17 protein-coding genes and 1 pseudogene are annotated in these 23,114 nt (G+C 71.2%); 4 read left to right on the top strand and 14 right to left on the bottom strand.

Going from position 1 to position 23,114, the window contains the following annotated elements:
- The first annotated feature begins 121 nt into the window (after positions 1–121).
- Positions 122–436 (top strand): chorismate mutase, encoded by a 315-nt coding sequence (locus J2S44_RS15105; protein WP_310413724.1) that lies wholly within the window; start codon positions 122–124, stop codon positions 434–436.
- 840 nt (positions 437–1,276) lie between these two features.
- Here J2S44_RS15105 and J2S44_RS15110 read toward each other — a convergent pair.
- From J2S44_RS15110 to J2S44_RS15140, 7 genes are all read right to left on the bottom strand, one after another.
- Positions 1,277–2,290: an ABC transporter ATP-binding protein gene (locus tag J2S44_RS15110; protein WP_310413727.1), complete on the bottom strand. Its 1,014-nt coding sequence runs from the start codon at positions 2,288–2,290 to the stop codon at positions 1,277–1,279.
- Positions 2,283–3,314 carry an ABC transporter ATP-binding protein gene (locus J2S44_RS15115; protein WP_310413730.1) on the bottom strand — a complete coding sequence of 344 codons (1,032 nt, stop codon included), beginning with the start codon at positions 3,312–3,314 and terminating at the stop codon, positions 2,283–2,285. The genes J2S44_RS15110 and J2S44_RS15115 overlap by 8 nt, the downstream gene beginning before the upstream one ends.
- A gap of 8 nt (positions 3,315–3,322) precedes the next feature.
- Positions 3,323–4,258 carry an ABC transporter permease gene (locus tag J2S44_RS15120; RefSeq protein WP_310413733.1) on the bottom strand — a complete coding sequence of 312 codons (936 nt, stop codon included), beginning with the start codon at positions 4,256–4,258 and terminating at the stop codon, positions 3,323–3,325.
- Positions 4,259–4,306: 48 nt separating this feature from the next.
- Positions 4,307–5,233: an ABC transporter permease gene (locus tag J2S44_RS15125; protein ID WP_310413736.1), complete on the bottom strand. Its 927-nt coding sequence runs from the start codon at positions 5,231–5,233 to the stop codon at positions 4,307–4,309.
- Positions 5,234–5,361: 128 nt separating this feature from the next.
- Positions 5,362–6,993 carry a peptide ABC transporter substrate-binding protein gene (locus tag J2S44_RS15130; protein WP_310413739.1) on the bottom strand — a complete coding sequence of 544 codons (1,632 nt, stop codon included), beginning with the start codon at positions 6,991–6,993 and terminating at the stop codon, positions 5,362–5,364.
- Positions 6,994–7,304: 311 nt separating this feature from the next.
- A complete protein-coding gene (locus J2S44_RS15135; RefSeq protein WP_307240882.1) occupies positions 7,305–7,943 on the bottom strand; it encodes a response regulator in 639 nt (212 codons plus the stop codon).
- 5 nt (positions 7,944–7,948) lie between these two features.
- Positions 7,949–9,202: an ATP-binding protein gene (locus J2S44_RS15140; protein WP_310413742.1), complete on the bottom strand. Its 1,254-nt coding sequence runs from the start codon at positions 9,200–9,202 to the stop codon at positions 7,949–7,951.
- A gap of 162 nt (positions 9,203–9,364) precedes the next feature.
- Between J2S44_RS15140 and J2S44_RS15145 the strand changes: the two genes are divergently transcribed.
- The 3 genes from J2S44_RS15145 to J2S44_RS15155 all read left to right on the top strand — a co-directional run bounded on the left by J2S44_RS15145 (position 9,365) and on the right by J2S44_RS15155 (position 12,832).
- The gene (locus J2S44_RS15145) at positions 9,365–10,729 is read left to right on the top strand and encodes a PspC domain-containing protein (protein ID WP_310413753.1); all 1,365 of its coding nucleotides are present in this window, start codon (positions 9,365–9,367) and stop codon (positions 10,727–10,729) included.
- Positions 10,726–11,502 carry a hypothetical protein gene (locus J2S44_RS15150; RefSeq protein WP_310413756.1) on the top strand — a complete coding sequence of 259 codons (777 nt, stop codon included), beginning with the start codon at positions 10,726–10,728 and terminating at the stop codon, positions 11,500–11,502. Before J2S44_RS15145 ends, J2S44_RS15150 begins: the two co-directional genes overlap by 4 nt.
- A gap of 100 nt (positions 11,503–11,602) precedes the next feature.
- Entirely contained in the window at positions 11,603–12,832 is a 1,230-nt protein-coding gene (locus J2S44_RS15155) for a phosphatidylserine decarboxylase (RefSeq protein ID WP_310413759.1), read from the top strand.
- Between the two features lie 285 nt (positions 12,833–13,117).
- Here J2S44_RS15155 and J2S44_RS15160 read toward each other — a convergent pair.
- The 7 genes and pseudogenes from J2S44_RS15160 to J2S44_RS15190 all read right to left on the bottom strand — a co-directional run.
- Positions 13,118–13,816, bottom strand: a pseudogene (locus tag J2S44_RS15160) (CDP-alcohol phosphatidyltransferase family protein); the annotation flags it as partial.
- Between the two features lie 672 nt (positions 13,817–14,488).
- Positions 14,489–15,451, bottom strand: a complete 963-nt coding sequence (locus J2S44_RS15165) for an NUDIX hydrolase (protein ID WP_310413762.1) — start codon at positions 15,449–15,451, stop codon at positions 14,489–14,491.
- A 19-nt stretch (positions 15,452–15,470) separates the two neighbouring features.
- Positions 15,471–16,418: an NUDIX domain-containing protein gene (locus J2S44_RS15170; RefSeq protein ID WP_310413765.1), complete on the bottom strand. Its 948-nt coding sequence runs from the start codon at positions 16,416–16,418 to the stop codon at positions 15,471–15,473.
- 128 nt (positions 16,419–16,546) lie between these two features.
- Positions 16,547–18,100, bottom strand: coding sequence for a glutamine-hydrolyzing GMP synthase (gene guaA / locus J2S44_RS15175; protein WP_310413767.1), 1,554 nt, complete (start codon positions 18,098–18,100; stop codon positions 16,547–16,549).
- A 62-nt stretch (positions 18,101–18,162) separates the two neighbouring features.
- Positions 18,163–19,851, bottom strand: a complete 1,689-nt coding sequence (locus J2S44_RS15180) for a S8 family serine peptidase (protein WP_310413770.1) — start codon at positions 19,849–19,851, stop codon at positions 18,163–18,165.
- 64 nt (positions 19,852–19,915) lie between these two features.
- Positions 19,916–21,568 carry an FAD-dependent oxidoreductase gene (locus tag J2S44_RS15185; protein ID WP_310413774.1) on the bottom strand — a complete coding sequence of 551 codons (1,653 nt, stop codon included), beginning with the start codon at positions 21,566–21,568 and terminating at the stop codon, positions 19,916–19,918.
- Between the two features lie 10 nt (positions 21,569–21,578).
- A complete protein-coding gene (locus J2S44_RS15190) occupies positions 21,579–23,066 on the bottom strand; it encodes a PAS domain S-box protein (RefSeq protein WP_310413777.1) in 1,488 nt (495 codons plus the stop codon).
- Positions 23,067–23,114 lie beyond the last annotated feature (48 nt).

Here is a 23,114-nt window from a genome sequence, read left to right on the forward strand (position 1 = left end):
CTCCGGAGTCCCGGCAGCCGTGGGTCGCGCCTGAACGACAGACCTACGACAAAGCCCCGGGCTCGGCAGCCCGGGGCTTTTTCGCGTCCCGGAACCGACCCAGCGTGATCAGGAGATGAGAATGGCCACGGTAGTGGAACAGCCGCAGGACGCCGGCCGGCCCAGCCAGGACACCGGCACGGCCGAGGCGACCGCGTCGGCGGCGATCCTTGAGATCCGCTCCCGGATCAACGAGATCGACGATGCGATCATCGCGCTCTGGAAGGAGCGATCGTCGCTCTCTCAGCAGGTCGGCAAGACGCGTGTCGCGTCGGGTGGGACGCGTCTCGTGTTGAGTCGGGAGCGGGAGATTATGGAGAAGTTCCGCGAGGCGTTGGGGGCGGATGGGGCGCAGGTTGCTCTTCTTCTGCTGCGTGCGGGGCGGGGGCCTCTTTAGTTTTTCTTGCGGTTTCGTCGGAGGGGGGTGTGGGGGCGATCGCGCGCACGACGGGCGGTCAGGCTTGATCCCGTCGTGCGCGCGATCGCCCCCACACCCCAGTGGTCGCTTTTGGGTTATACGGCGGCGGCCTTTTAAGCGGGGTCTTGGAGTAACCACCACCTGACACCGACCCGGGCACCACCCTCACACATCGTGGGTGCTCGTAAGCACCGTTATTGACCCCGAGGTCTCCGGTGCCGGCCGCGAGGCGGTCAATTTTCAGGGTGCCTGGCTGAGCATCAGCCCCCATGGGCACCTTCCGCTTCTTTCACCCTCCCGCCCCACACCGCCGCTCCGCGCCTCCCAAGCACCCGTAGTCGTCACACCCACCCGACAGCCCATAGGGAAGGGCCGGCGGGTGAGCACGCTGAGGGCCGGGGGCGGGGCGGAGGCGCGAAGCGCCGGGGAACGGGGGACGTGACGGGCCGGGACAGCGGCACGGGGGGTAAAGGCCGACCAGGCACCCTGAAAAACGACCACGGCGCGACCGGCACCGGAGACCTCGGGGCCAATAACGGCGCTTACAAGCACCCACGAAGTGTGACGGTGGGGGCCCGGGTCGGTGTGGGGTGGGCGGCAACACCAAGACCCCGCCTAAAATGCCGCAGCCGAACAACCCAAAGCGACCACATGGGGTGTGGGGGCGATCGGCCGCACGACGGGATCAAGCCTGACCGCCCGTCGTGCGGCCGATCGCCCCCACACCCCCACCCGACGAAACCGCAACCAACAGAAATCACACAAAACGAAAGCAGGGCCCAGCAAAAACCACCGGACCCCACCTTCGGTGACAAACGATCAGTCCACCGCGTGCACCACGTCACGAACCTCAGCGAAGTGGCAAGCGCTCGGATGAGCCGACTTAGCACGCAACGTCAGCATCGGATCCTCGTCGGCGCACTTCTGCTGTGCCTTCCAGCAGCGCGTCCGGAACCGGCAGCCCGAGGGCGGGTTGGCCGGGGAGGGGACGTCGCCCTCGAGGACGATCTGGTCGCGGTGGCCGCGCAGGGTGGGGTCGGGGACCGGCACCGCCGAGAGCAGGGCCTGGGTGTACGGGTGCGTGGGCTGCTCGTAGATCTCCAGGTCGCGACCGGTCTCGACGATCCGGCCGAGGTACATGACCGAGACGCGGTCCGCGATGTGCCGGACCACGGACAGGTCGTGCGCGATGAAGATGTAGGACAGGCCCAGTTCGTCCTGGAGCTGTTCCAGCAGGTTGATGACCTGGGCCTGGATGGAGACGTCCAGGGCTGAGACCGGCTCGTCGCAGACGATGATCTCGGGGCGGAGTGCCAGGGCGCGGGCGATGCCGATGCGCTGGCGTTGTCCGCCGGAGAACTGGTGCGGGTAGCGGTTGATGTGGTCCGGGTTCAGGCCGACGATGTCGAGCAGGTCCCGGACGCGGCGCTTCCGGTCGCTCTTCGGCGCCACGTCGGTGTGGATCTCGAAGGGCTCGCCGATGATGTCGCCGACCGTCATGCGCGGGTTCAGCGACGTGTACGGGTCCTGCAGCACCATCTGGATGTTGCGGCGGGCCCGGCGCAGTTCACCGCCCCGGAGCTTGGTCATGTCCTGACCGCGCACGTTGATCGCACCGGACGTCGGCGTCTCCAGTCCGACGAGCAGGCGGGCCAGCGTGGACTTGCCGCAGCCGGACTCGCCCACGATGCCGAGCGTCTCGCCGCGCTTGAGTTCCAGGTCGACCCCGTCGACCGCCTGTACGGCGCCGACCTTCGACTGGAAGACGATGCCCTGGGTGATGGGGAAGTGCTTCTTCAGATCTTTCGTCTGCAGCACGATGTCGTCACTCAACGCCGGTCACCTCCTTCCAGAAGTGGCACCGGGCGGTGCGGTTGTGGGTGACCTGGTACGCGGGCGGCGCCGGGTCCTGACGGCAGACGTCGCGGGCGAACCGGCACCGGGCGGCGAACGGGCAACCCGGCGGGATGTTCGTCAGCGTCGGCGGAAGGCCCTTGATCACGCTGAGCTGTTGGCCCTTGAGGTCGACCCGGGGGATCGACTCGAGCAGCGCCTTCGTGTACGGGTGGGCCGGCCGGGCGTAGATGTCGTAGACCGGCGCCTCCTCCACCACGCGGCCGGCGTACATGACCGAGATCCGGTCCGCCACGTCCGCGACCACGCCCATGTCGTGCGTGATCAGGATGAGGCCCATGTTCCGCTCGCGCTGCACCTCGGCGAGCAGGTTCATGATCTGCGCCTGCACGGTCACGTCGAGCGCCGTGGTGGGCTCGTCCGCGATCAGCACCTCCGGGTCGAGCGCCAGCGCCATGGCGATCATGACGCGCTGCCGCATGCCGCCGGAGAACTGGTGCGGGTACTCGCCGACGCGCTGCCGGGCGGCCGGGATCTTCACCTGGTCGAGCAGCTCGATCGCGCGCTTCTTCGCGTCCGCGCGGGACATGCCGCGGTGCTTGCGGAAGAGTTCGCCGAGCTGGAAGCCGACCGTGAAGACCGGGTTCAGTGCGGAGAGCGCGTCCTGGAAGATCATCGCGATCCGGTTGGCCCGGACCTGGCGGCGCTGCTCCTCCTTGAGCTTGAGCAGGTCGACGCCGCGGTAGCGCACCTCGCCGCCGGTGATGAAACCGGGCGGCGTGTCCAGGATGCCCATGATCGCCTGCGCGGTCACGGACTTGCCGCAGCCGGACTCGCCGAGGATCGCGAGCGTCTCGCCCTCGGCGAGCCGGAAGTTCGCGCCGTTGACGGCCTTGGCCACACCGGTCGCGGTGCGGAACTCGACCTTGAGGTCCTCCACGGCGAGCAGCGGTGCCGCCGCGTCGATCGGGAGGGTTTCCGTGTTCACCTTGATGTCGGTCATTGTCGTGCTCACCGCAGCTTCGGGTCGAAGGCGTCGCGGATGGCGTCGCCGAGCATGATGAACGCCAGCACGGTCATCGCCAGGAACATCGACGGCGCGACCAGCGGCGGAGCGGACTCACGAACGTGCTTCGACGCCGTGGAGATGTCGATACCCCAGCTGATCGCGTTGCCCTTCAACCCGATACCCAGGAACGACAGCGTGGCCTCGGTCGCGATGAACTGTCCCAGCGCGATCGTCAACACCACGATGAACGGCGCAATCGCGTTCGGCAGGATGTGCCGGAACATGATCCGGAAATTCCCCGCACCGAGCATGCGCGCCGCGGCCACGTAGTCCTGGTTCTTCGCCGAGATCACCGATGAGCGCATCACGCGCGCGGCCGTGGTCCAGCCCAGGATGCCGAGCACGATCACGACCGCCATCAGGCCGGACGAGCCGCCGGTGTCGGTCGACGCCAGGCGCTTGCCGAGCACGATCGCGGCGAGCAGCAGCGGGATGCCGAGCACGATGTCGGTGATCCGGGACAGGATCGCGTCCAGCCAGCCGCCGAAGAAGCCGGAGGACAGGCCGAAGATCAGGCCGACCGTCGAGGCCAGCGCGGTGGAGAGCACGCCGACCCAGATCGAGGCGCGGGCGCCGTAGACCGTCCGGGCGTAGATGTCACAGCCCTGGAAGTCGTAGCCGAACAGCGCCCAGCCACTACCCGGCGCGTGCTGCCGGGACAGCGCGCAGTCGGCCGGGTCGTTCGGCGTGAACAGCGACGGCACGATGGCCATCAGGATCACGATCAGCGCGATCGCGGACGCGAACCAGAAGATCCAGTTGTGCCGGAGGTCCCGCCAGGCGTCCTGGCCCAGGCTGCGGGCCTTCTCCTCACCGGTGCCCTTGACGGGGGTACCGCTCGGCGTCTCCGCCGCGGCGATCGATTGCAGGTCACTCATGACACTTCGCCTCGCTCCGGTCCGCCCCGTCCGTTTCCTGCCGTGTGCTCACTCATACCGGATCCTCGGGTCCAGGACCGCGTAGAGCAGGTCGACGATCAGGTTGGCCAGAATGAAGATGATCACCAGAATGCTGACGAAGCCCACCACCAGCGGCCCATCCTCGGTCGTGATGCCACGGAACAACTGCGAGCCGACACCCGGGATGTTGAACACACCCTCGGTCACGATCGCGCCGGCCATCAGACCACCCAGATCGACACCGATGTAGGTGATCACCGGGATCAGCGAGTTCCGCAACACGTGCACACCGATCACCCGGTTCCGGGTCAAACCCTTCGCCTTCGCCGTACGCACATAGTCGGCACGCAGATTCTCCACCACCGACGTACGCGTCAACCGCGAATACGTGGCCAACGAACCCGCACCCAACACCATCGCGGGCAGCATCAACGCGTAGAACGTCGGATTCGCACCCGCCGTCGCGGGGAACCACCGCAACTCCACACCGAAGAACAACTGCATCAACGGCGCCAACACCACGATCGGAATCGAGATCAACACCAACGTAATGATCAACGTGGTGTGATCGAAGATGCTCGCACGCCGGATACCCGCCACGACGCCGGCCACGATACCGATCAGCGCGGCGAAGATGACCGCCATGAGGGCAAGCCGTGCGGTGTTCGGCCAGGCACTCTCCAGGAGCTCGGAGATTGGCCGGTTGGTCAGCGACGTGCCGAAGTCACCCTGGAAGATGCCCTGCATGTAGTAGCCGTACTGGACGATGAACGGCTCGTTGAGGTGGTAGCGCTCGGTCAGCGCCTGCCGGACGCTCTCCGAGATCGGCCGCTCCCCCGCGAGCGCCTGCAGCGGGTCGTTTTGGTTGGCGAACATGAGCGCGTAGACGACGAACGTGGCTCCGAAGAACGTGAGCACGCCCTGAAGCAGGCGCCGGATGATATAACGAAGCATTTCTCAGGCCTTCTCCGCGACGGAGCGCGGTGCAAACTGCCTCGTGAGCAGCGACGGCGTGACACGGCGGTGGCGCCGCGCGTCCGATTGGACCCGCGGCGCCACCCCCGTCATGACGCGGCCTTGACTCAGGCGGCCTCGATCTTGATCAGGTTCACACGGTTGAAGAGGTCCATCTCGACATTCTTCACCTTGGTGGAGTGACCGAAGTTGTTCTGGCCGAACCGCAGCGGGATCACCGGCATGTCCTGCACCAGAAGGTCCTCGGCGGCCTGGTACTTCGCGATGGCCTCCTCCGGCGTGGCGGCGGAGACGCCCTCCTTGTACAGCGCGTCGAACTGCTTGTTCGAGTAGCCGTAGTAGTTCGACGAGCCGTCGGTGGTGTAGATCGGGCCCAGGTAGTTCTCCATGGACGGGTAGTCCATGACCCAGCCCATCCGGAACATGCCGATCGGCTGCTTGTCGTCGAGCTTGGTCAGCAGGTCGGCGAACTTCGGCTCGGCGACACCGGTGCACTCGATGCCCAGGTTCGTCTTGAGCTGGTTGCAGGTCGCGTCGACCCAGTCCTTGTGGCCACCGTCGCCGTTGTAGGTGATGGTGATCTGCTTCGGGCCGCCGGCGGCGTCGTACTCCGACTTGGCCTTGGCGGCGTCGAAGACGCAGTACTGGCCGCAGGTGTCCTCGCGGTAGCCGGCCACGACCGGGGAGACGAAGGAGCGGGCGGCGGTCTGCGAGCCCTTGAAGACGCTGGTGATGATCTCGTCGCGGTTGATCGCCTGCGAGATCGCGCGGCGCACCTCAGGCTTGCTGAACTCCTGCTGGTACGTCGGGAACGCCACGAACTGGAACGTCGAGGCCGCGCTCTTCTTGAACCGGTCGCCCAGGTCCGCCTCGGCGCTCGAGATGTTCTCGGTCGGGATCTGCTTCAGCACGTCCAGGTTGTCCGCGGCCAGGTCGGCGTAGGCCGCCGGCAGCGCCTGGTAGATCTTGAAGATGACGCCCTGAACCTTCGGCTTCTCGCCCGGGTACTCGGCGTACTGCTCGACCTCGATCTGCGAGTCGTGCTGCCAGGTGCCCTTCATCTTGAAGGGGCCGTTGCCGATGATGGCTTCCTGGAAGTCTTCCTTGACGACACCCTCGGAGGCGAACGCGGCGGCCGGCAGCGGGTAGAACGCGGTGTAGCCGAGCATCGTCTTGAACTCGGAGAACGCCGCGGACAGCTTGACCGTGAACGTCAGGTCGTCGACCTTCGCGAGACCGGTCAGCGTCTTCGCCTTCGGCTCGGGCGCCTTCTGCGGGCCCTCCTCACCGTCCGGGTCCTCGGACTGCATGTCGGCCCAGCCCTCGATCTTCTCCCAGAAGTAGGAGTTGTTCTGGCCGTTCGGACCGTACGAGCCGTAGTTCCACGCGTTGATGTAGCTGTCGGCGGTCACCTTCTCACCGTTGTGGAAGGTGTAGCCGTCCTTCAGCTTGATGGTCCAGGTGACGTTGTCCGTCGTGTTGATGGACTCGGCGGCCACCTCGACCGGCTTGTTGTCGGCGTCGTAGTCCACGAGCGGCGTGAACAGAGCGGCGAGCACCTGCGAGCCGCTGGTCTCGTTCGTGTTGGACGGGAGCAGGTACTGCGGCTCCGCGACCTCGATGGAGACGACAGCGTTGCTGGCACCGGCCTCGTCGTCGCCCCCGCCACCGCAGGCGGTGACGAGCAGGGCGGTCGCGGCAAGACCAGCCGAGATCTTTATTGCGGTTTTCCCGCGCATGGGAAGGGCCTCCTCAGGGCACTCACGAGGGGTATGTGAGGTGAGGAACACTGTGACACCGCAGGGACTCACAGGTGAAGGTGCTGTTATCAAGCCGATACTTGCCAGGGCGGACGACATAGCCTGTTACCTGCATGTTTCGGGCCCCAAGCCGTCCCATCTGATCAGGTATTTCATTCCTTCGACTGCAGATCGCCGTCGTTTCCGCAGGCAGCGGCTGTGATGTTCCCCGCGCCCGGTGTAACCCCCTGATTAACAAAATCCTATGTGGAGGCGCAAGGGATTTTTACGGACAGACCGGATTGTGGGGCCTAGACGAGGCGGCGGTCGGCGGCCCAGCGGGACAGCTCGTAGCGGTTGCTCATCTGCAGCTTCCGGAGCACGTTCGACACGTGCGTCTCGACCGTCTTGATCGAGATGAACAGCTCCTTGGCGATCTCCTTGTACGCGTACCCCCGGGCCAGCAGCCGCAGCACCTCGCGCTCGCGGTTGGTGAGCTGGTCCAGCTCCGGGTCGGCCACCGGCGCGTCCGGCCGGGCCGCGAACGCGTCCAGCACGAAGCCGGCCAGCCGCGGGCTGAACACCGCGTCGCCCTCGGCCACCCGCCTGATCGCGGCGGCCAGCTCGTCCGGCGAGATCGTCTTCGTGACGTAGCCGCGGGCGCCGGCCCGGATCAGCCCGATCACGTCCTCGGCCGCGTCCGAGACGGAGAGCGCCAGGAACCGCACCTGCGGGTGCGACTTGCGCATCGCCTCCAGCACCGCGCGGCCGCCGCCGTCCGGCATGTGCACGTCCAGCAGCACCACGTCCGGCGTGGTCGCGGCGATCCGGCTGACCGCCTCCGCCACGGTGCTGGCCTCACCCACCACGTCCACGTGCGCGCCCAGCTCGGCGCGGACACCTGCCCGGAACATCGCGTGGTCGTCGACGAGGAAGACTCTGAGACTCATGCTGCTCACCTTTCCCTACCGGAGGTCACCACGTCACGGTCCATCGGGAGGAACAATCGGACCTCGGTGCCGTCCCCGAGCTCGCTGCGGATCTCGGCGCGCCCGCCGTGCCGGCTCATCCGGCCCAGGATCGAGCCGCGCACGCCGTGCCGGTTCTCCTCCACCGACTCCATGTCGAAGCCCGCGCCCCGGTCCCGGACGAACACGCTGAGCTGGTCCTCCTCCACCTCGGCGTAGAGCGACACGGTCGCCACGCCGGCGTGCCGGGCCGCGTTCACCAGCGCCTCCCGGGCGGCCATCACCAGCGCGGCGACGCGCTCGTCCGTCTCCCGGTCACCGACCACCACGACCTCGACCGCGATCGCGTACGTGTCCTCGACCTCGGCCGCCGCCTCCTCCAGCGCGGCCGCGAACCGCTCGGTCGGCGACGCCGTCGGCTTGTAGAGCCAGTTGCGCAGGCTGCGCTCCTGTCCCCGGGCCAGCCGCTGCACCGCCTTCACGTCGTCCGCGTTGCGCTGGATCAGCGCGAGCGTGTGCAGCACCTGGTCGTGCACCATCGCGGCCAGCTCGGCGCGCTCGGTCTCCCGGATCCGGCCCTCCCGCTCGGCGCGCAGCAGGCTCATCGTCCGCCACAGCACCGGCGCCGCGACCACGGCCACGCCGGCCAGGCCGAGCCCGGCGAACAGCATGCCGTTGACCACGGCCTCGGAGTTCTCCGCCGGGACGTACACCGCGACCATGCCGATCACCCCGACCGCGACCAGCAGGCCGCCGCCGATGAACCGGAACAGGAACAGCCGCCGGTCGCTCTCCTCCAGGAACGTGCCCAGCCAGGGGAAGCGCGGCAGCGCCTCGGTCCACTGGCGACGCCGCTCCGGCGTGGACTCGTGCCAGATGATGCCGGCGCCGACCGCCACGATCGCGACCAGCCAGCCGGCCGTGCCGGTGACGCCCGCGTTCTCGCCGAGCACCAGCACCTGCAGCAGGATCAGGCCGACACCGATCGCGATGAACGGCACGAGCTGCGCCACGTCCCGGCGCCGCGGCTCGCCGGTGACCCGCTCGTACGGCAGGACCGCCCAGAAGCCCGCGTAGAGCATCAGGCCCAGCCCGTTGAAGCCGAGCAGGATCACGAACGCGGCCCGCACGGCCAGCGGCGACACCCGCAGGTGCCGGGCCAGGCCGGACGCGACCCCGGCGACCACGCGATGGTCACGGGCCCGGAAGAGGCGGCGGGGCTGTCGGGCGGTGTCGATCATGGCTCCTCATGCGGGTGCGGCGCTTACCGCATCGATCGTCACACGCGCGCGGTGCGCTGACCACGGGTTACCACCCGGACATGCGGCACCCGGCAAACTCAGGGTGGGGTCAGGGTCGGCGCCTGAGGCGATCCGGCCGTCCGAGGGCCCAACATCGAGTACATGGACACGCAGCACGACCCGGCCGAGCCGGGACACTCCGCGCCGCCGCCCCCGCCCGGCCCCGGGCCTGCGGCCGCGCCGGGCGCCGGGGAGTTCCCCGGTGGCGCCGCGGCACCGCGCCTGTTCGGGCTCGTCCGCCCCCGGCAGGACCGGTACGTCGCCGGCGTCTGCGCGGGCATCGGCCGCGCCACCAACACCGACCCCGTGCTCTGGCGGGTGCTGCTCGCCGTGCTCGCCGTCTTCGGCGGTACGGGACTGCTGGTCTACCTCGCCGCGTGGCTGATCATCCCGGCCGAGGGCGACACCGGCTCGCCGCTGGAGGGAGTGCTCGGCAAGGGCGACTCCGGCACGTCGCCGCTCACGGTCGCCGGCCTGACGATCCTCGCGATGGTCACGTTCGCGTACATCATGTCCGACACCTGGCGGGCGATGCTGCTGGTCTCCTGCGCCGCGATCGTCGGCGCCCTGATCATCAACCGCGGGCGGCTCTCCCCGTCCGGGCATCCCGCCGCACCACCGCCGCCACCGCCCACCCCGGCGGCCTCGCCGGCCGAACCCTCCCCAGGAGTACCGCCCGTGCCACCGAACGACCAGTACCCGCCCCAGCCCGGCCACGCACCGGCACCGCCGCCCTGGCAGGCACCGCCGGCCGGGGGCTACCGGCCGCCGTTCGCACCGCACGGGCCGTACCACAACCAGTACACCGCGACGAACCCGCCGCCCGCGGCGCCACCGCGTCAGCGCCCGCCGAAGCGCCCGAAGGAGCGCTCACCGCTGTTCGGCGCCACCCTGTCGGCGATCCTGGTGGCGATCGGCGTGCTGACCATCATCGACCTGAGCAACGTCGCCAGCCCGACCGCCGCCGCGTACTTCGCGGTCGTGCTCGGCATCATCGGCGTCGGCATGCTGATCGGCACGAAGTGGGGCCGTGGCCGTGGCCTCATCGCCCCCGGCCTGGTCGCGGCGCTGGCGCTGGGCATCTCGGTGGCCGCCGAGGCGGACGGCTACGAGCAGGGCTCCCGGACGACCGTGTGGAAGCCGCAGAACATGAACGAGCTGTCCGTACGGCAGAGCGCGTCGTTCGGTGAGGCCACGCTCGACCTGCGGGCGCTCGACTTCACCGGCCTGGAAAAAGCCACCAGCGTCGAGCTCGGCGCCGGTGACCTCACCGTGCTGCTCCCGCCGAACGTGGACGTGGTCGTCGACATCGAGCTCGGCGCCGGCAGCGCCGAGGTGTTCGGCCGGACGATGGACGGCATGGGCGCGGACGAACGGTTCGAGGACCTCGGCCTCGACGGCGCGGGCGGCGGAAAACTGGAGCTGACCGTCTCGAACGGCGCCGGAGAGGTGGAGGTCACCCGATGAACGCACACCGCACCGACGGCGTCTCGCTGGGCTTCGGCGCCGTCTTCCTGTTCTTCACCGGCTGGTGGGTGCTCGCCCAGTTCGTCACGCTGGCGCTGCCCGCGGTCGGCTGGATGGTCGCGATCGCCCTGATCATCTTCGGGATGGCCGGCCTGGTCGGCGCGTTCCGCTCCGGCCGGGGCGCGGTGCCGGCCCCGACCAGCGGCGCGCCGGTCAGCGCGGCGCCGCCGGCCGGGATCCCGACCGGCATGCACGCGGACATCGTGCGCGAGCTGATGGAGAGCCAGCGCACCTCCGGCCGGGACACCGCGGTCGGCATCGACGACACCCGGGTGGACCTGCGGCCCGCATCGGCCGCGGCCGAGCCGGTTCAGGCCTCGCCCTACGCCACCGACTACCTCACCGTCCCGGACCCGGCCCCCGCCGGAGAGCCGCGACCGGACGACGGCGGAGCGTTCCGGCCCGCCGACGACACGGAGTTCCGGCCCGCCGGTGACGGAGAGCCGCGACCCGCCGACGACGGGGAGCCCCGGCTCGTCGACGGCGATGAGCCGCGACCGGCCGGCGGGGAGCCGCGACCGGCCGGCGGGGAGCCGCGACCGGCCGGCGGGGAGCCGCGACCGGCCGGCGGCGGGGAGGCCCGGTCGGCCGGCGACGGGGAGGCACGGTCGGCCGACGGCGACCGGACCGAGGTGATCGAGGCGAAGACCGAGGTCATCGACGAGCCGCCGACGACGGAGATCCGCGTGGAGGGCGACGGCGGACGCCGGTAGCGACGCGCAATATGCTTGGCGGGCGGAGGGTGACCTTCCGCCCGCCGGCCGCGTCCCCGACGGCCGCGACAGCTCAGCCTGCTGCGAGGAGCACACGCGCATGTCCCAGACCCCAGCGTCCGTCGAGGTCGGAGAGCGGGCCGCCCGCACGCTCACCGCCGAACTGGCCCGTCACTCCGGGCCGAAGACCGCGCTGGTGGTCGGCGCGCACGCCGGCTCCCCCGTGCTGCCCGCCGCGTTCGACGCGCTGCTGCCCGGCGACCGGCTCACGCTCGTACCGGCGGAGAGCTCGTCGGTCCTTGATCTTCGTGACCACGTCGAGGCGCAGGGCGCCTGGATCGCCGAGCGCGTCACCGTGGCCGGCTCCCAGGAGGAGGCCGACCCGGCCGACGTCGTCGTCGTCGCGGAGCCGCTCACCGGCGGCGCCACCCAGACCCGCGCGATCATCGACGGCCTCACCAAGCTGATCGCCGACGGTGGCGTGCTCAGCGTCGCCGCGGTCGCGCTGCCCGGCCTGGCCGGCGAGGCGAGCGCCGAGCTCGACCGCCAGTCCGCGCTCTTCGGCGCCGGCACCGACCTGGTGCTGCGCAACCGGCCGCCGCTGCGCGTGCACCGGCTGCGTTTCACGCCCGCGTCCCCGGCGCTGGCCGCCCGGCTCGCCCCGGCGTACCGCCCGTCCAGCGTGCCGATGACCCGGACCATGCACATGGACTCCAACGGCGTCGCCGCCGCCGGCATCGCGCTCGGCCTGGCCGCGCTCGCCCGCGTCACCCGGCCCAAGTCCAAGCTGTGGTGGGTGCCCGCGCTCGCCGCCGCCCCCGCCGCCGCGTTCTTCCGCGACCCGCAGCGCGACATCCCGGACGACGCGTCCGCGATCGTCGCCGCCAGCGACGGCAAGGTGCTCTCCGTCGAGCGGATCCGCGACGACCGGTTCGGCGACACCGAGTTCCTCCGCATCGCGGTCTTCCTGTCGATCCTGGACGTCCACGTCAACCGGACGCCGGTCCCCGGCCGGGTCGCGGACTACTTCGTCACCGACGGCGGTTTCGCCGCGGCCATGAAGCCGGAGGCCGAGCACAACGTCGCCGCCTACACCGTCCTGGACACCGACCACGGCACCGTCGTCGTCGCCCAGCGCACCGGCCTGATCGCCCGCCGCATCGTGCAGCGTGCCCCCGTCGGCTCCGTCCTGGCCCGCGGCGAGCGCCTCGGCCTGATCCGCTTCGGCTCGCGCACCGACGTCTACCTGCCGGCGGACTCCGTCGAGCCGCTGGTCGGCATCGGTGACCGCGTCGCCGGCGGTTCCAGCGTCATCGCGCGCTGGCTCTGAACCCGGCCGTCCCGCTCCGGCGTCCCGCGGCCACGGCGCCCGGGACCCGGCGCCCGGCCGACGGCGTCTGACGCTCGACCGCATGCGCCCACACTCGACCCGGAGGCGCCCGGCACTCGACCGGGAGGTGCCTCGGCCGGGGTGGGAACCGCAGGACCCGAGAACGACCGAACGTGGAACGGCAGAAACACCGAAGCCGGCACCGGAGTGATCCGGTGCCGGCTTCGGTGTTCGGGCCGGGCGGGTGACGCGGTATGCGCGTCGCCGGCGGGTGAGGCCGCGTCGTCAGGCGACGCGGTGCGGGGCGCGGCGGTTGCGGAGCCAGAGGAGCGGGCCGCTGAGCAGGTAGGCGACGACGATGAACGCGAACGTCAGCCGTGGGTTCAGCAGCGCGCCCGCGATCGGGATGACCGCCAGCCACGGTGGCAGCCTCAGCAGGCGGGCCAGCTTGGCGTACGGGAAGTTGGAGACCATGGCGATCGCGAGCAGCGCGACGCCGGCCACCTGGTACTCGCCGGGGATGGGAAGGCCGATCAGCACGGCGATGGCGAGCACCGCCGCGGCCATGGTGGTGGGCACGCCGCAGAAGAACCGGCCGTCCTTCGGCGACACGTTGAACCGGGCCAGCCGGATGGCCGCGCACCCGGCGACCAGCGCGCAGGCGAGCCCGGCCGCGACCGTGGAGACGCTGCCGGCCAGGCTGGCGTAGACGACGATCGGTGCGGCCAGGCCGAACGAGCACATGTCGGCCAGCGAGTCCATCTGGGCGCCGAACGGGCTGGAGACGCCGAGCTTCCGGGCCAGCGCGCCGTCCAGGCCGTCGAAGAGCACGCAGGCGATCAGGCACAGCGCCGCGGCCTGCACGTCGTCGCGCATGGCCAGGAAGACCGCGCTGAGGCCGAGGAAGATGCTGGCCAGCGTGCACGCGTTGACGACGGCGAAGGCGATCCGGCGGCGCATGGTGTGCGCCCCGGGGAGTAGGGACGAGTCGGTCGGGGCGGGCTCGGCGATCGGGGTGGCCTCGGCGATCGAGCGGAGTTCGGCGAGGGTCGGCACGTCCGACGAGACGGGTAGCGCCTCGGGGAGTGGGTAGGCCACCGGCTGGGGGTGGCTGTCGGAGACGACCAGCGGGCGTTGGTTGGGTCGTCGAAGACCCGCTCGCACCTGCAGCACCTGCCGGGCGAACGATCCGCTCCGGCGCAGCCCGGCCCACCGGCGGCCGGCCGGGCGGGGGCTGTCTGCGGTACGACGCCGACGCCAGGGGGCTCTCGGCACTGTCCCTCCATCGCCGGCACTCTGTGCAGTTCGTGCCGGCTTGTCCCTAGGGTCGGCCCAGTGCACCCGGACCGACGTGTGTCGTCGCCGGTCGCCGTGGTGCGCGGCCAGCGAAAATGGTCGCCGGCCTCGGGTCGTGGGCCGGTGGAGCCGTCACGGCCGCGTCCCCGTGCGGGCATCGGCCGTTATGCGGCCTACACCATTGCACATGACCCGGCCGTCTGGCGATAGCCAGCAGTTAAACTTTGAGCCGCTTAACGCCCGAAATAACCCAATTGAGCTGCTGTACCATCTGCGCGGTTTCGTCGTAAATTTCAGCCAGACGTGAGCTGACTCCGCAGTTTACCGGACGGCGTGCGACCGTTCAGACGCACGGGAGCGTCAGCGGCGTGGAGTGGGCGCCGTCCGGCTCTGACCACGCAGCCACTCCAGCGCGGCCTGGGCGACGTCGGAGAGCGCCAGCGTGCGCGCCTCCGCCACGCCGAACCAGCGCGCCTCCGCCGTGGACCCGCCGGCCGCCTCCGTCACCACCGGCGCCGTCGGCTCGTCCACCACCGCGGTGAACGTGACGCGCACGGAGTGCCAGTCGATCGGGTACCCCTCCGGCCCACGCGCGGCCGGGTTGCGGCGGTGCGAGACGCGCAGCAGGCCGGTGATGCGGCCGTGCTGGCCCGCCTCCTCGACCAGCTCGCGGAGGAAGCCGGTGTCGGGCTGTTCACCGAAATCGGTGCCGCCGCCGGGCAGGTGCCAGCGGCCGGCGCCCGGGTACGCACCGGCGATCTTCGTCAGCAGCACCCGCCCCGCCGGGTCGGTCACCAGACCGTAGGCGGCGAACCGCTGCCCCCGTGGCCCGGCGGCCGGCGCCGCCACCGTCTCCGGCAGCTCGACCCGCGCCGCGGTCCGCAGCGTCTCCTCGACCAGCCCGGGATTCGCCGGTACGCCGAGCAGCCGCGCGGTGAACGGCATCAGCGGCAGCGTGCCGAGCTCGGCCCGGTCGACCCAGCGGACCTGGTCGGTCGAGCCGCCCGGCTCCTGCCGCAGATCGCCGCCCGCCGTCGCCACCTCGAAGATCACCCGATCGTGGTGCAGCAGGACCGCACGGAACGGCAGCGGCCCGACGTCGGCGAGCACCGCATGCGGGTCGGTGACCCGGACGGTCAGGCCGGTCTCCTCGGCGAACGCGCGCACGACCGCCCACTCCGGGTGCTCGCCGTGCTTCAGCTCGCCGCCCGGGATCTGCCAGACCCCGGGCATGTCGGAGAACGCGGACGCCCGGGTCAGCAGGACCCGGCCGCCCTCGTCGCGGCATATGCCGTGTGCGGCTATCCGTCTCGTCTGGTCCACCCGACCAAGATTAATTGCGTCAGGACAGTTTGGCCGCCCGCATGGCTTCGACGGTCACCTCGGTCAGCTCCGACTCGGCCAGCGCGGCCACCTCGGCCATCGTGAACCAGCGGACGTCGTCCGTGGACCCGCCCACGTCGTGGATGGTCGGCGGGCACGGCCGGTCGACCGCGACGCGGTAGAACGCGCGCACGCCGTGCCAGTCGATCGGATAGCCCTCCGGGCCGAGCGAGGCCGGGTCGCGGTGGCTGGCCACGCCGAGCAACTCGACGATGTCGCCGGGCTGCCCGGTCTCCTCCAGCAGCTCGCGGAGCAGCGCGGTGCCGGGCTGCTCGCCGTAGTCGGTGCCGCCGCCGGGCAGGTGCCAGCAGCCGCCGCCCGGGTAGTTGGCCGCGATCCGGGTGAGCAGGATCCGGCCGTCCGGGTCGGTGGCGACCGCGTACGCCGCGAACCGCTGCGCCCGGTGCAGGCCGTCCGGCCCCGGGTACGCGTAGAACGACGGGAAGTCCGGTGCCTCGTCCGGCCGCAGGTCCATCGAGGCGGACGTCAACCCGAGCGCGGTGGCCGCGAACGGGCGCAGCGGCAGCGCGGCCGCCTCCTCGCGGGTGAACCAGCGGGCCAGGTCGGTGGGCTGGCCGACCCGGTCGATCAGCGAACCGCCCCGGACGGAGACGGTGTAGATCAGCCGGTCCGTGTGGATCGTGATGCCCCGGTGCGGGAGCGCACGCATGTCCGCCACCACGTCCTGCAGGCCGGAGACCGCGACCGAGAGCCCGGTCTCGGCGGCGGTCTCGCGGACCACCGTGTCGTTCGGGTTCTCGCCGTGGTCGACGGCGCCGCCGGGGAGGGACCAGGCGCCGGGTGTGCCGGAGCGTGGGCTCGCCCGGACCAGCAGGACGCGGCCGTCGGGGTCGGTACAGAGTGCGTATGCCGCGATCCTGCGAAGCGGCTCGAGCGCGGGTGTCACGCCGTCACATTGTTCTCGCGCTTTGTAACCCGCCCGTGAACTCTGTCGGATGGGTGACAGTTGAACCGGTCAAAAGCACACGCGCGGAGGACATTGCCCGATTTGCCCGCCCCACATCAGCGGACGAATTACTCCCACTCGATGGTGCCCGGCGGCTTGCTCGTCACGTCCAGGACAACTCGGTTGATCTCCGCGACCTCGTTCGTGATCCGGTTGGAGATCTTGGCGAGCAGGTCGAACGGCAGCCGGGACCAGTCCGCGGTCATCGCGTCCTCGCTGGAGACCGGGCGCAGCACCACCGGGTGCCCGTACGTCCGCCCGTCGCCCTGCACGCCCACGCTGCGCACGTCGGCCAGCAGCACCACCGGGAACTGCCACACGCTGCGGTCCAGACCGGCCGCGGTCAGCTCCTCGCGCGCGATGAGATCGGCCTGGCGCAGCACGTCCAGCCGCTCGCGGGAGACCGCACCGATGATCCGGATCGCCAGGCCCGGGCCCGGGAACGGGTGCCGCTGGACCATCTCCTCCGGCAGCCCCAGCTGGGCGCCGAGCGCGCGCACCTCGTCCTTGAACAGCGTGCGCAGCGGCTCGATCAGCGAGAACTGCAGGTCGTCCGGGAGGCCGCCGACGTTGTGGTGGGACTTGATGTTCGCGGTGCCGGTGCCGCCGCCGGACTCGACCACGTCCGGGTAGAGCGTGCCCTGCACCAGGAACTCGACGTCGCGCTCCGCGTCGACCTCGCGCGCCGCGGCCTCGAAGACGCGGATGAACTCGCGGCCGATGATCTTGCGCTTCTGCTCCGGGTCGGTCACGCCGTCCAGCGCGCCGAGGAAGCGCTCGGACGCGTCGACGACCTTGAGCCGGATGCCGGTGGCGGCGACGTAGTCCTTCTCCACCTGCTCGGCCTCGCCGGACCGCAGCAGGCCGTGGTCGACGAAGATGCAGGTCAGCTGGTCGCCGACGGCCCGGTGCACGAGCGCGGCGGCCACCGCGGAGTCGACGCCGCCGGAGAGGCCGCAGATGACCTGCTTGTCGCCGACCTTCTCGCGGATCACCGCGACCTGCTCGTCGATGATGTTGGCGGACGTCCAGGTCGGCGAGATGCCGGCGATGTCGTACAGGAAGCGGGTCAGCATGGTCTGGCCCTGCTCGGTGTGCAGCACCTCCGGGTGGAACTGCACGCCGGCCCGCTTGGCCAGCAGGTTCTCGAACGCGGCGACCGGCGCGCCCGGCGAGGACGCGGTGACCGAGAAGCCGGCCGGGGCCTCGACGACCGAGTCGCCGTGGCTCATCCAGACCGGCAGGTCGGCGGGGAGCTCGCGGAGCAGCACGCCCGGGTCCGCGGCCGGGGTCAGCGAGGTGCGGCCGTACTCCCGGGCGCCGGTGTGCGCGACCGTGCCGCCGAGCGACTGGGCCATCGCCTGGAAGCCGTAGCAGATGCCGAAGACCGGCACGTCCGTGTCCAGCACGCCCGCGTCGAGCTGCGGGGCGCCGGGCTCGTAGACGCTGGACGGGCCGCCGGACAGGATGATCGCGGCCGGGTTCTTCGCCAGCATCTCGGCGACCGGCATCGAGTGCGGGACGATCTCGGAGTAGACGTTCGCCTCGCGCACCCGGCGGGCGATCAGCTGGGCGTACTGGGCCCCGAAGTCGACGACCAGGACCGGGCGCGGTGTGCTCATGTCCGGGAAGAATACCGAGGGGCCCGGACGCGTTCGCGCCCGAGCCCCCTGATCAAGAACCGCTATCGCTTGTACGTGTACGTCGGCGAGTGCGAGACGTTGCCGAGCGTGTCGTACGCCCGGATCCGTACCGTGAACTTCTTGCCGTACTTCGCCGTTTTGATCTTGAAGGACGTGCCCGACCCGGCGACCTTGCCGTTGACCAGCAGCTCGACCGTGCGGACGCCACGCTTGTCGGACGCCGCGACGGTGACGGTGACGGTCTTGCGCACCTTCGAGCCGCTCTTCGGCGCGGTGACGGTCAGCGCCGGCCCGCGGTTGTCCGCCTCGACCCGGCGGGCCGCGGTGGTGGCGCGCCCGGTCCAGTCGACCGCGCGGACCGCGACGTCGACGAGCCCGTGGTACGCGGCGGAGTTCCACCGGAACGCGTACGGCGCGTCCCGGTCCACGCCCACGACCGTGCCGTTCACCACCAGCTCCGCCCGGTCCAGCCCGGTGTTGTCGGTCGCGGCCGCGGTCACGGTCGTGGTGCCGTGCACCAGCGTGCCGGCCGCCGGCGCGCCGAGCGAGACGGCCGGCGCCGCGGTGTCGGTGACCGCCCAGACCGCGCGGCCCGCGTTGATCCGGCCGTACCGCACCCAGCCGAGCTTCGTGGCGCTGAGCGACAGCACGGTGCCCAGGTACGCGCCGCTGACCGCCGGCGCGCGCGACTGCATCAGCGCGGCCACGCCGGCCACCAGCGGCGTCGCGGACGAGGTGCCGCAGAACTCGACGTAGCCGCGGCTCAGGTGGTCCTGCGCCACGTTGCAGCCCGGCGCCGCGATGTCCACCCAGCCCGTGCCGTAGTTGGACCACGAGTAGCGGCCGTCACCGGTGGTCGAGCCGCCGACCGAGAGCACCTGCGGGATCGCGGCCGGGTACTGCCGCACGGGCGTGTTCTCGTTGCCGGCCGCCGCGATGACCAGCGAGCCGCGGTCCGTGGCGTACTGCACGGCCGTGTTCAGCAGCGGTGACGACGCGCCGCCGGCCAGCGACATGTTGATCACCTTTGCGCCCTGGTCGGCCGCGAACCGGATGCCCTTGGCGATCGACAGGTAGTCGCCGGAGCCCTTCTCGTCGAGCACCTTCACCGGGAGGATCCGGCAGTCCCAGCAGACGCCGGCCATGCCGCTGCCGTCGTCGCCGCGGCCGGCGATCACGCTGGCCACCGCGGTGCCGTGCCCCTCGTCGTCGGCCGGGTTCGCGTCGTCGTTGATGAAGTCGTAGCCGGGCAGCACCCGGCCGGCCAGGTCGCTGACCGGGTTGACGCCGGTGTCCAGCACCGCGACCGTGACCGGGTCGCCGGTCGTCATGCCCCAGGCCCCGGGCACGTTGACCTTCCGCAGGCCCCACTGCTCGGACCAGAACGGGTCGTTCGGCGTCACGTCGGCCTTGGCGGCGACGTGATTGCGGTCCACAAACGCGACGGCGGGGTCGCGGCGCAGCAGCGCGACGGCCTCGTCCGCGTGCCGCGCGGGCACCTCGGCCATGACCGCGCCGGCCTCGCGGGCCGCGTCGTCGACCACCCGCACGCCACCGGCGTCGTCCGCCGCGGCCAGCGCGTCGTCCGCCGAGGCGCCGGGAACGAGGCCGACCACCAGCTCGACCGGGGTGCCGGGATCGGCGGACGCGGGCGCGGACAGGCCCACGCCGGCGGCGACCGCCATCACCAGCGCGACGGTCATCCGCCGCTGATTGACAAGCTTGCGCACCTGAATTTCACCGTTCCTCGGGGACACGCGACGCCGAGAACCGTAAAAATCCGGAATATGATGATCAGGTCGTCTTCGGGTGCGGTTCGGATGCGATCCGCCGGTACGGCTGACCGAGCGGCGGCCGGCGGTCCGGCTCGCCCTTGCGCGGCCAGAACGAACAGGCGCGCTCGGCCTGCGCGGTGATGGTCAGCGACGGGTTCACGCCCAGGTTCGCGGTGACCGCGGCGCCGTCCAGCACGTGCAGCCCGGGATGGCCGAAGACCCGGTGGTACGGGTCGATCACGCCGTCCGCCGGCGTCGCGCCGATCGTGGCGCCGCCCAGGATGTGCGCGGTCAGCGGGATGTCGAACGCCTCGGTCACCGCGCCGCCCGGCACGCCGCCGATCTCCTCGGCCAGCGCCCGCACCGCCGCGTTGCCGGCCGGCAGCCAGGTCGGGTTCGGCGCGCCGTGCCCCGGCCGGCTGCGCAGCGTCCAGCCGCCGAGACGGCGACGGTACGTCGTGGTGATCGAGTTGTCCGCCGCCTGCATGACCAGCGCGATGATGGTCCGCTCCGACCAGCGCCGCACGGAGAGCATGCGCAGCGTGGTCAGCGGCGTCCGGGCCAGCGCGCCGAGCCAGCGCAGCGTGCGCCGGGGTCCGCCGTCGGTGAGCGCGGTCTGCAGCAGGCCCATCAGGTTCGCGCCCCGGCCGTACCGCACGCCCTCGATGTGCGTGTGCTCGTCCGGGTGGAACGAGCTGGTGATCGCCACGCCGTCGGTGTAGTCCAGGCCGGCCGGTGGGCGCAGCACGGACGCGCCGAGCACGGCCTCGGAGTTGGTCCGGGTGAGCGCGCCGACGCGCGCGGAGAGGTGCGGCAGGTCGCCGGTGGCGCGCCCGCGGTGCAGCAGACGCTGGGTGCCGAGCGCACCGGCCGCGAGCACCACCTGGTCCGCCTCGATCGTCCGCCGGTGCCGGCGGAGGCGCGCTCCGGTCCGTACCGTGTCGATCCGGTAGCGGTCTCCGGCCGCGCGCACCGCGGTCACCGTGGTCAGCGGCAGGACCGTCACGCCGGCCCGCTCCGCGAGGTAGAGGTAGTTCTTCACCAGCGTGTTCTTCGCACCGTGCCGGCAACCGGTCATGCAGCTGCCGCAGTGCGTGCAGCCGGTGCGGTCCGGCCCGGCACCGCCGAAGTAGGGGTCCGGCACGGTCCGGCCCGGCTCGCCGAGGAAGACGCCGACCGGCGTCGCATGCACGGTGTCCGCCACCCCCATCCGCGCCGCGACCGCGCGCATCGCCCGGTCCGCGGCCGTCACGCGCGGATAGACGGTGACGCCGAGCATGCGCTTGGCCAGCGCGTAGTGCGGGGCCAGCTCGGCGCGCCAGTCCGTGATGTCCCGCCAGGCCGGGTCGTCGTAGAACGCGGGCAGCGGCTCGTAGAGCGTGTTCGCGTAGACCAGGCTGCCGCCACCGACCCCGGCGCCGGACACCACCAGCACGCCCGAGGACCGGGAGCCGCGCTCACCGCGCAGCAGCGTGATGCGCTGCAGTCCGAAGCAGCCGAGCGCGGGCGCCCAGAGGAACCGGCGCAGCCGCCAGGAGGTCTCCGGGAACTCGTCGTCGGCGAACCGGCGCCCGGCCTCCAGCACGGCGACCCGGTAGCCCTTCTCGGCCAGGCGCAGCGCGGCGACGCTGCCACCGAAGCCGGACCCGACCACGACCACGTCGAATCGCATGAATGCATGATTACCGATCGGTAACAAGAACGCCAGGGCGCCGGCTCCGCTTGTGCGTGTACATCGCCGCGTCCGCGGCGCCCAGCAGCTCGTCCGCGGTCGGGTGGTCGCCGCTGTTCGCGTGCCCGATGCTCAGCTCCGGCACCAGCACGGCGGACGGCAGCGAGATAGGCCGGCAGACCGCGCTGGTCAGCCGGGACACGATGGTCTCGACGTCCTCCGGCTTGGCCTGGTCGTCGCAGAGGATCACGAACTCGTCGCCGCCGAGCCGGGCCACCGTGTCCGACGGGCGCACGCTCTGCCGCAGCCGGCTCGCGACCGTGGTCAGCAGCGCGTCGCCGATCGCGTGCCCGAGCGTGTCGTTGACCTCCTTGAACCGGTCCAGGTCCAGGTAGAGCAGGGTGACCGTCTTGCCGGTGCGCCGGGTGCGGCTCAGCGCCATGGTCAGGCGGTCCATCAGCAGCGCGCGGTTCGGCAGGTCGGTGAGCGTGTCATGGGTGGCCATGTGGGCCAGGCGGGCCTCGTACCGGCCGCGCTCCGCCTCCATCTGCTGCTGGGCCGTGATGTCCCGGAGGAACGCGTTCGCCTCCATCCGGCCGTTGTGCTCCGTGATCCAGAGCTTCATCTCCACCGGTACGTCGCGGCCGCTGCGGTGCCGGGCCACCACCCGGATCGGATCGCCGGTGGCCAGCGTCGGCACCCGGGTGCGGAGCAGGCGCGCGAACCCGGCGTCGTGCGCGGCCCGGTCCTGCGGCTGGATCAGCACGTCCCGCAGCGGGCGGCCGATCACCTGCGCGGCCGGCCAGCCGAACGTGCGCTCCGCGGCCGCGTTCCACTCCGTGATCGCGCCCTCCTCGTCCATGCTGACCAGCGCGTCACCGGCGGTCTCGATGATCCGGGACAGGCGCTGCCGCTGCTCCTGCAACAGGCGGTGCTCCGCGGCGTGCGCGGTGATGTCCCGCCCGACCACGGCCACGCCGACGATCTCCCCGGTGCGGTCCCGGACCGGGGACACGGACGCGGACATCTCGATCGTCCGGCCGTCCTTGCGCACGTAGGAGTGCTGCTGGTTGAGGAAGACCTCGCCGTCCGCGATCCGCGGCAGCAGCCCGAGCGCGCGCTCCGGGTCGTCCTCGGCCAGCAGCAGGCTGCCGTGCCGGCCGATGATCTCCTCGGCCCGGTAGCCGAAGATGCGCTCGGCGGACGGGTTCCAGCTGTCGATCACGCCGTCCAGCGTGAGGCCGATCACCGCGTCGTCGCACCACTCCACGATCGCGGCCAGCCGGGCGGCCGCGGAGACCGTCCGGCGCTGCCGCCAGTGGTGCAGCGCGAGCAGGACGATCGCGGTGCCGCCGACCGCCACGATGCCCGCGAAGACCGCCTCCGGCGGCGTGACCGGCCCGTCCACGAACATCCACACCACGTCGACCGTGGCCAGCACCACCAGGGTCAGCAGCACGGAGAGGAACAGCCAGGCGCGGTCGAACGGTCGGATCACCGTTGCCCCCTTTCGCCGCGTTCAGCCTGCCCCCGCACCATCGGCACG

This window comes from Catenuloplanes niger, assembly GCF_031458255.1.
GTDB lineage: Bacteria > Actinomycetota > Actinomycetes > Mycobacteriales > Micromonosporaceae > Catenuloplanes > Catenuloplanes niger.

Excerpts from the sequence above, each read along its gene's own strand:
- J2S44_RS15135 (WP_307240882.1), bottom strand. The coding sequence starts at position 7,943 with ATGAGTCTCAGAGTCTTCCTCGTCGACGACCACGCGATGTTCCGGGCA.
- J2S44_RS15155 (WP_310413759.1), top strand. The coding sequence starts at position 11,603 with ATGTCCCAGACCCCAGCGTCCGTCGAGGTCGGAGAGCGGGCCGCCCGC.
- J2S44_RS15120 (WP_310413733.1), bottom strand. The coding sequence starts at position 4,258 with ATGAGTGACCTGCAATCGATCGCCGCGGCGGAGACGCCGAGCGGTACC.
- guaA (WP_310413767.1), bottom strand. The coding sequence starts at position 18,100 with ATGAGCACACCGCGCCCGGTCCTGGTCGTCGACTTCGGGGCCCAGTAC.
- J2S44_RS15125 (WP_310413736.1), bottom strand. The coding sequence starts at position 5,233 with ATGCTTCGTTATATCATCCGGCGCCTGCTTCAGGGCGTGCTCACGTTC.
- J2S44_RS15145 (WP_310413753.1), top strand. The coding sequence starts at position 9,365 with ATGGACACGCAGCACGACCCGGCCGAGCCGGGACACTCCGCGCCGCCG.
- J2S44_RS15105 (WP_310413724.1), top strand. The coding sequence starts at position 122 with ATGGCCACGGTAGTGGAACAGCCGCAGGACGCCGGCCGGCCCAGCCAG.
- J2S44_RS15130 (WP_310413739.1), bottom strand. The coding sequence starts at position 6,993 with ATGCGCGGGAAAACCGCAATAAAGATCTCGGCTGGTCTTGCCGCGACC.
- J2S44_RS15140 (WP_310413742.1), bottom strand. The coding sequence starts at position 9,202 with ATGATCGACACCGCCCGACAGCCCCGCCGCCTCTTCCGGGCCCGTGAC.
- J2S44_RS15115 (WP_310413730.1), bottom strand. The coding sequence starts at position 3,314 with ATGACCGACATCAAGGTGAACACGGAAACCCTCCCGATCGACGCGGCG.
- J2S44_RS15150 (WP_310413756.1), top strand. The coding sequence starts at position 10,726 with ATGAACGCACACCGCACCGACGGCGTCTCGCTGGGCTTCGGCGCCGTC.
- J2S44_RS15185 (WP_310413774.1), bottom strand. The coding sequence starts at position 21,568 with ATGCGATTCGACGTGGTCGTGGTCGGGTCCGGCTTCGGTGGCAGCGTC.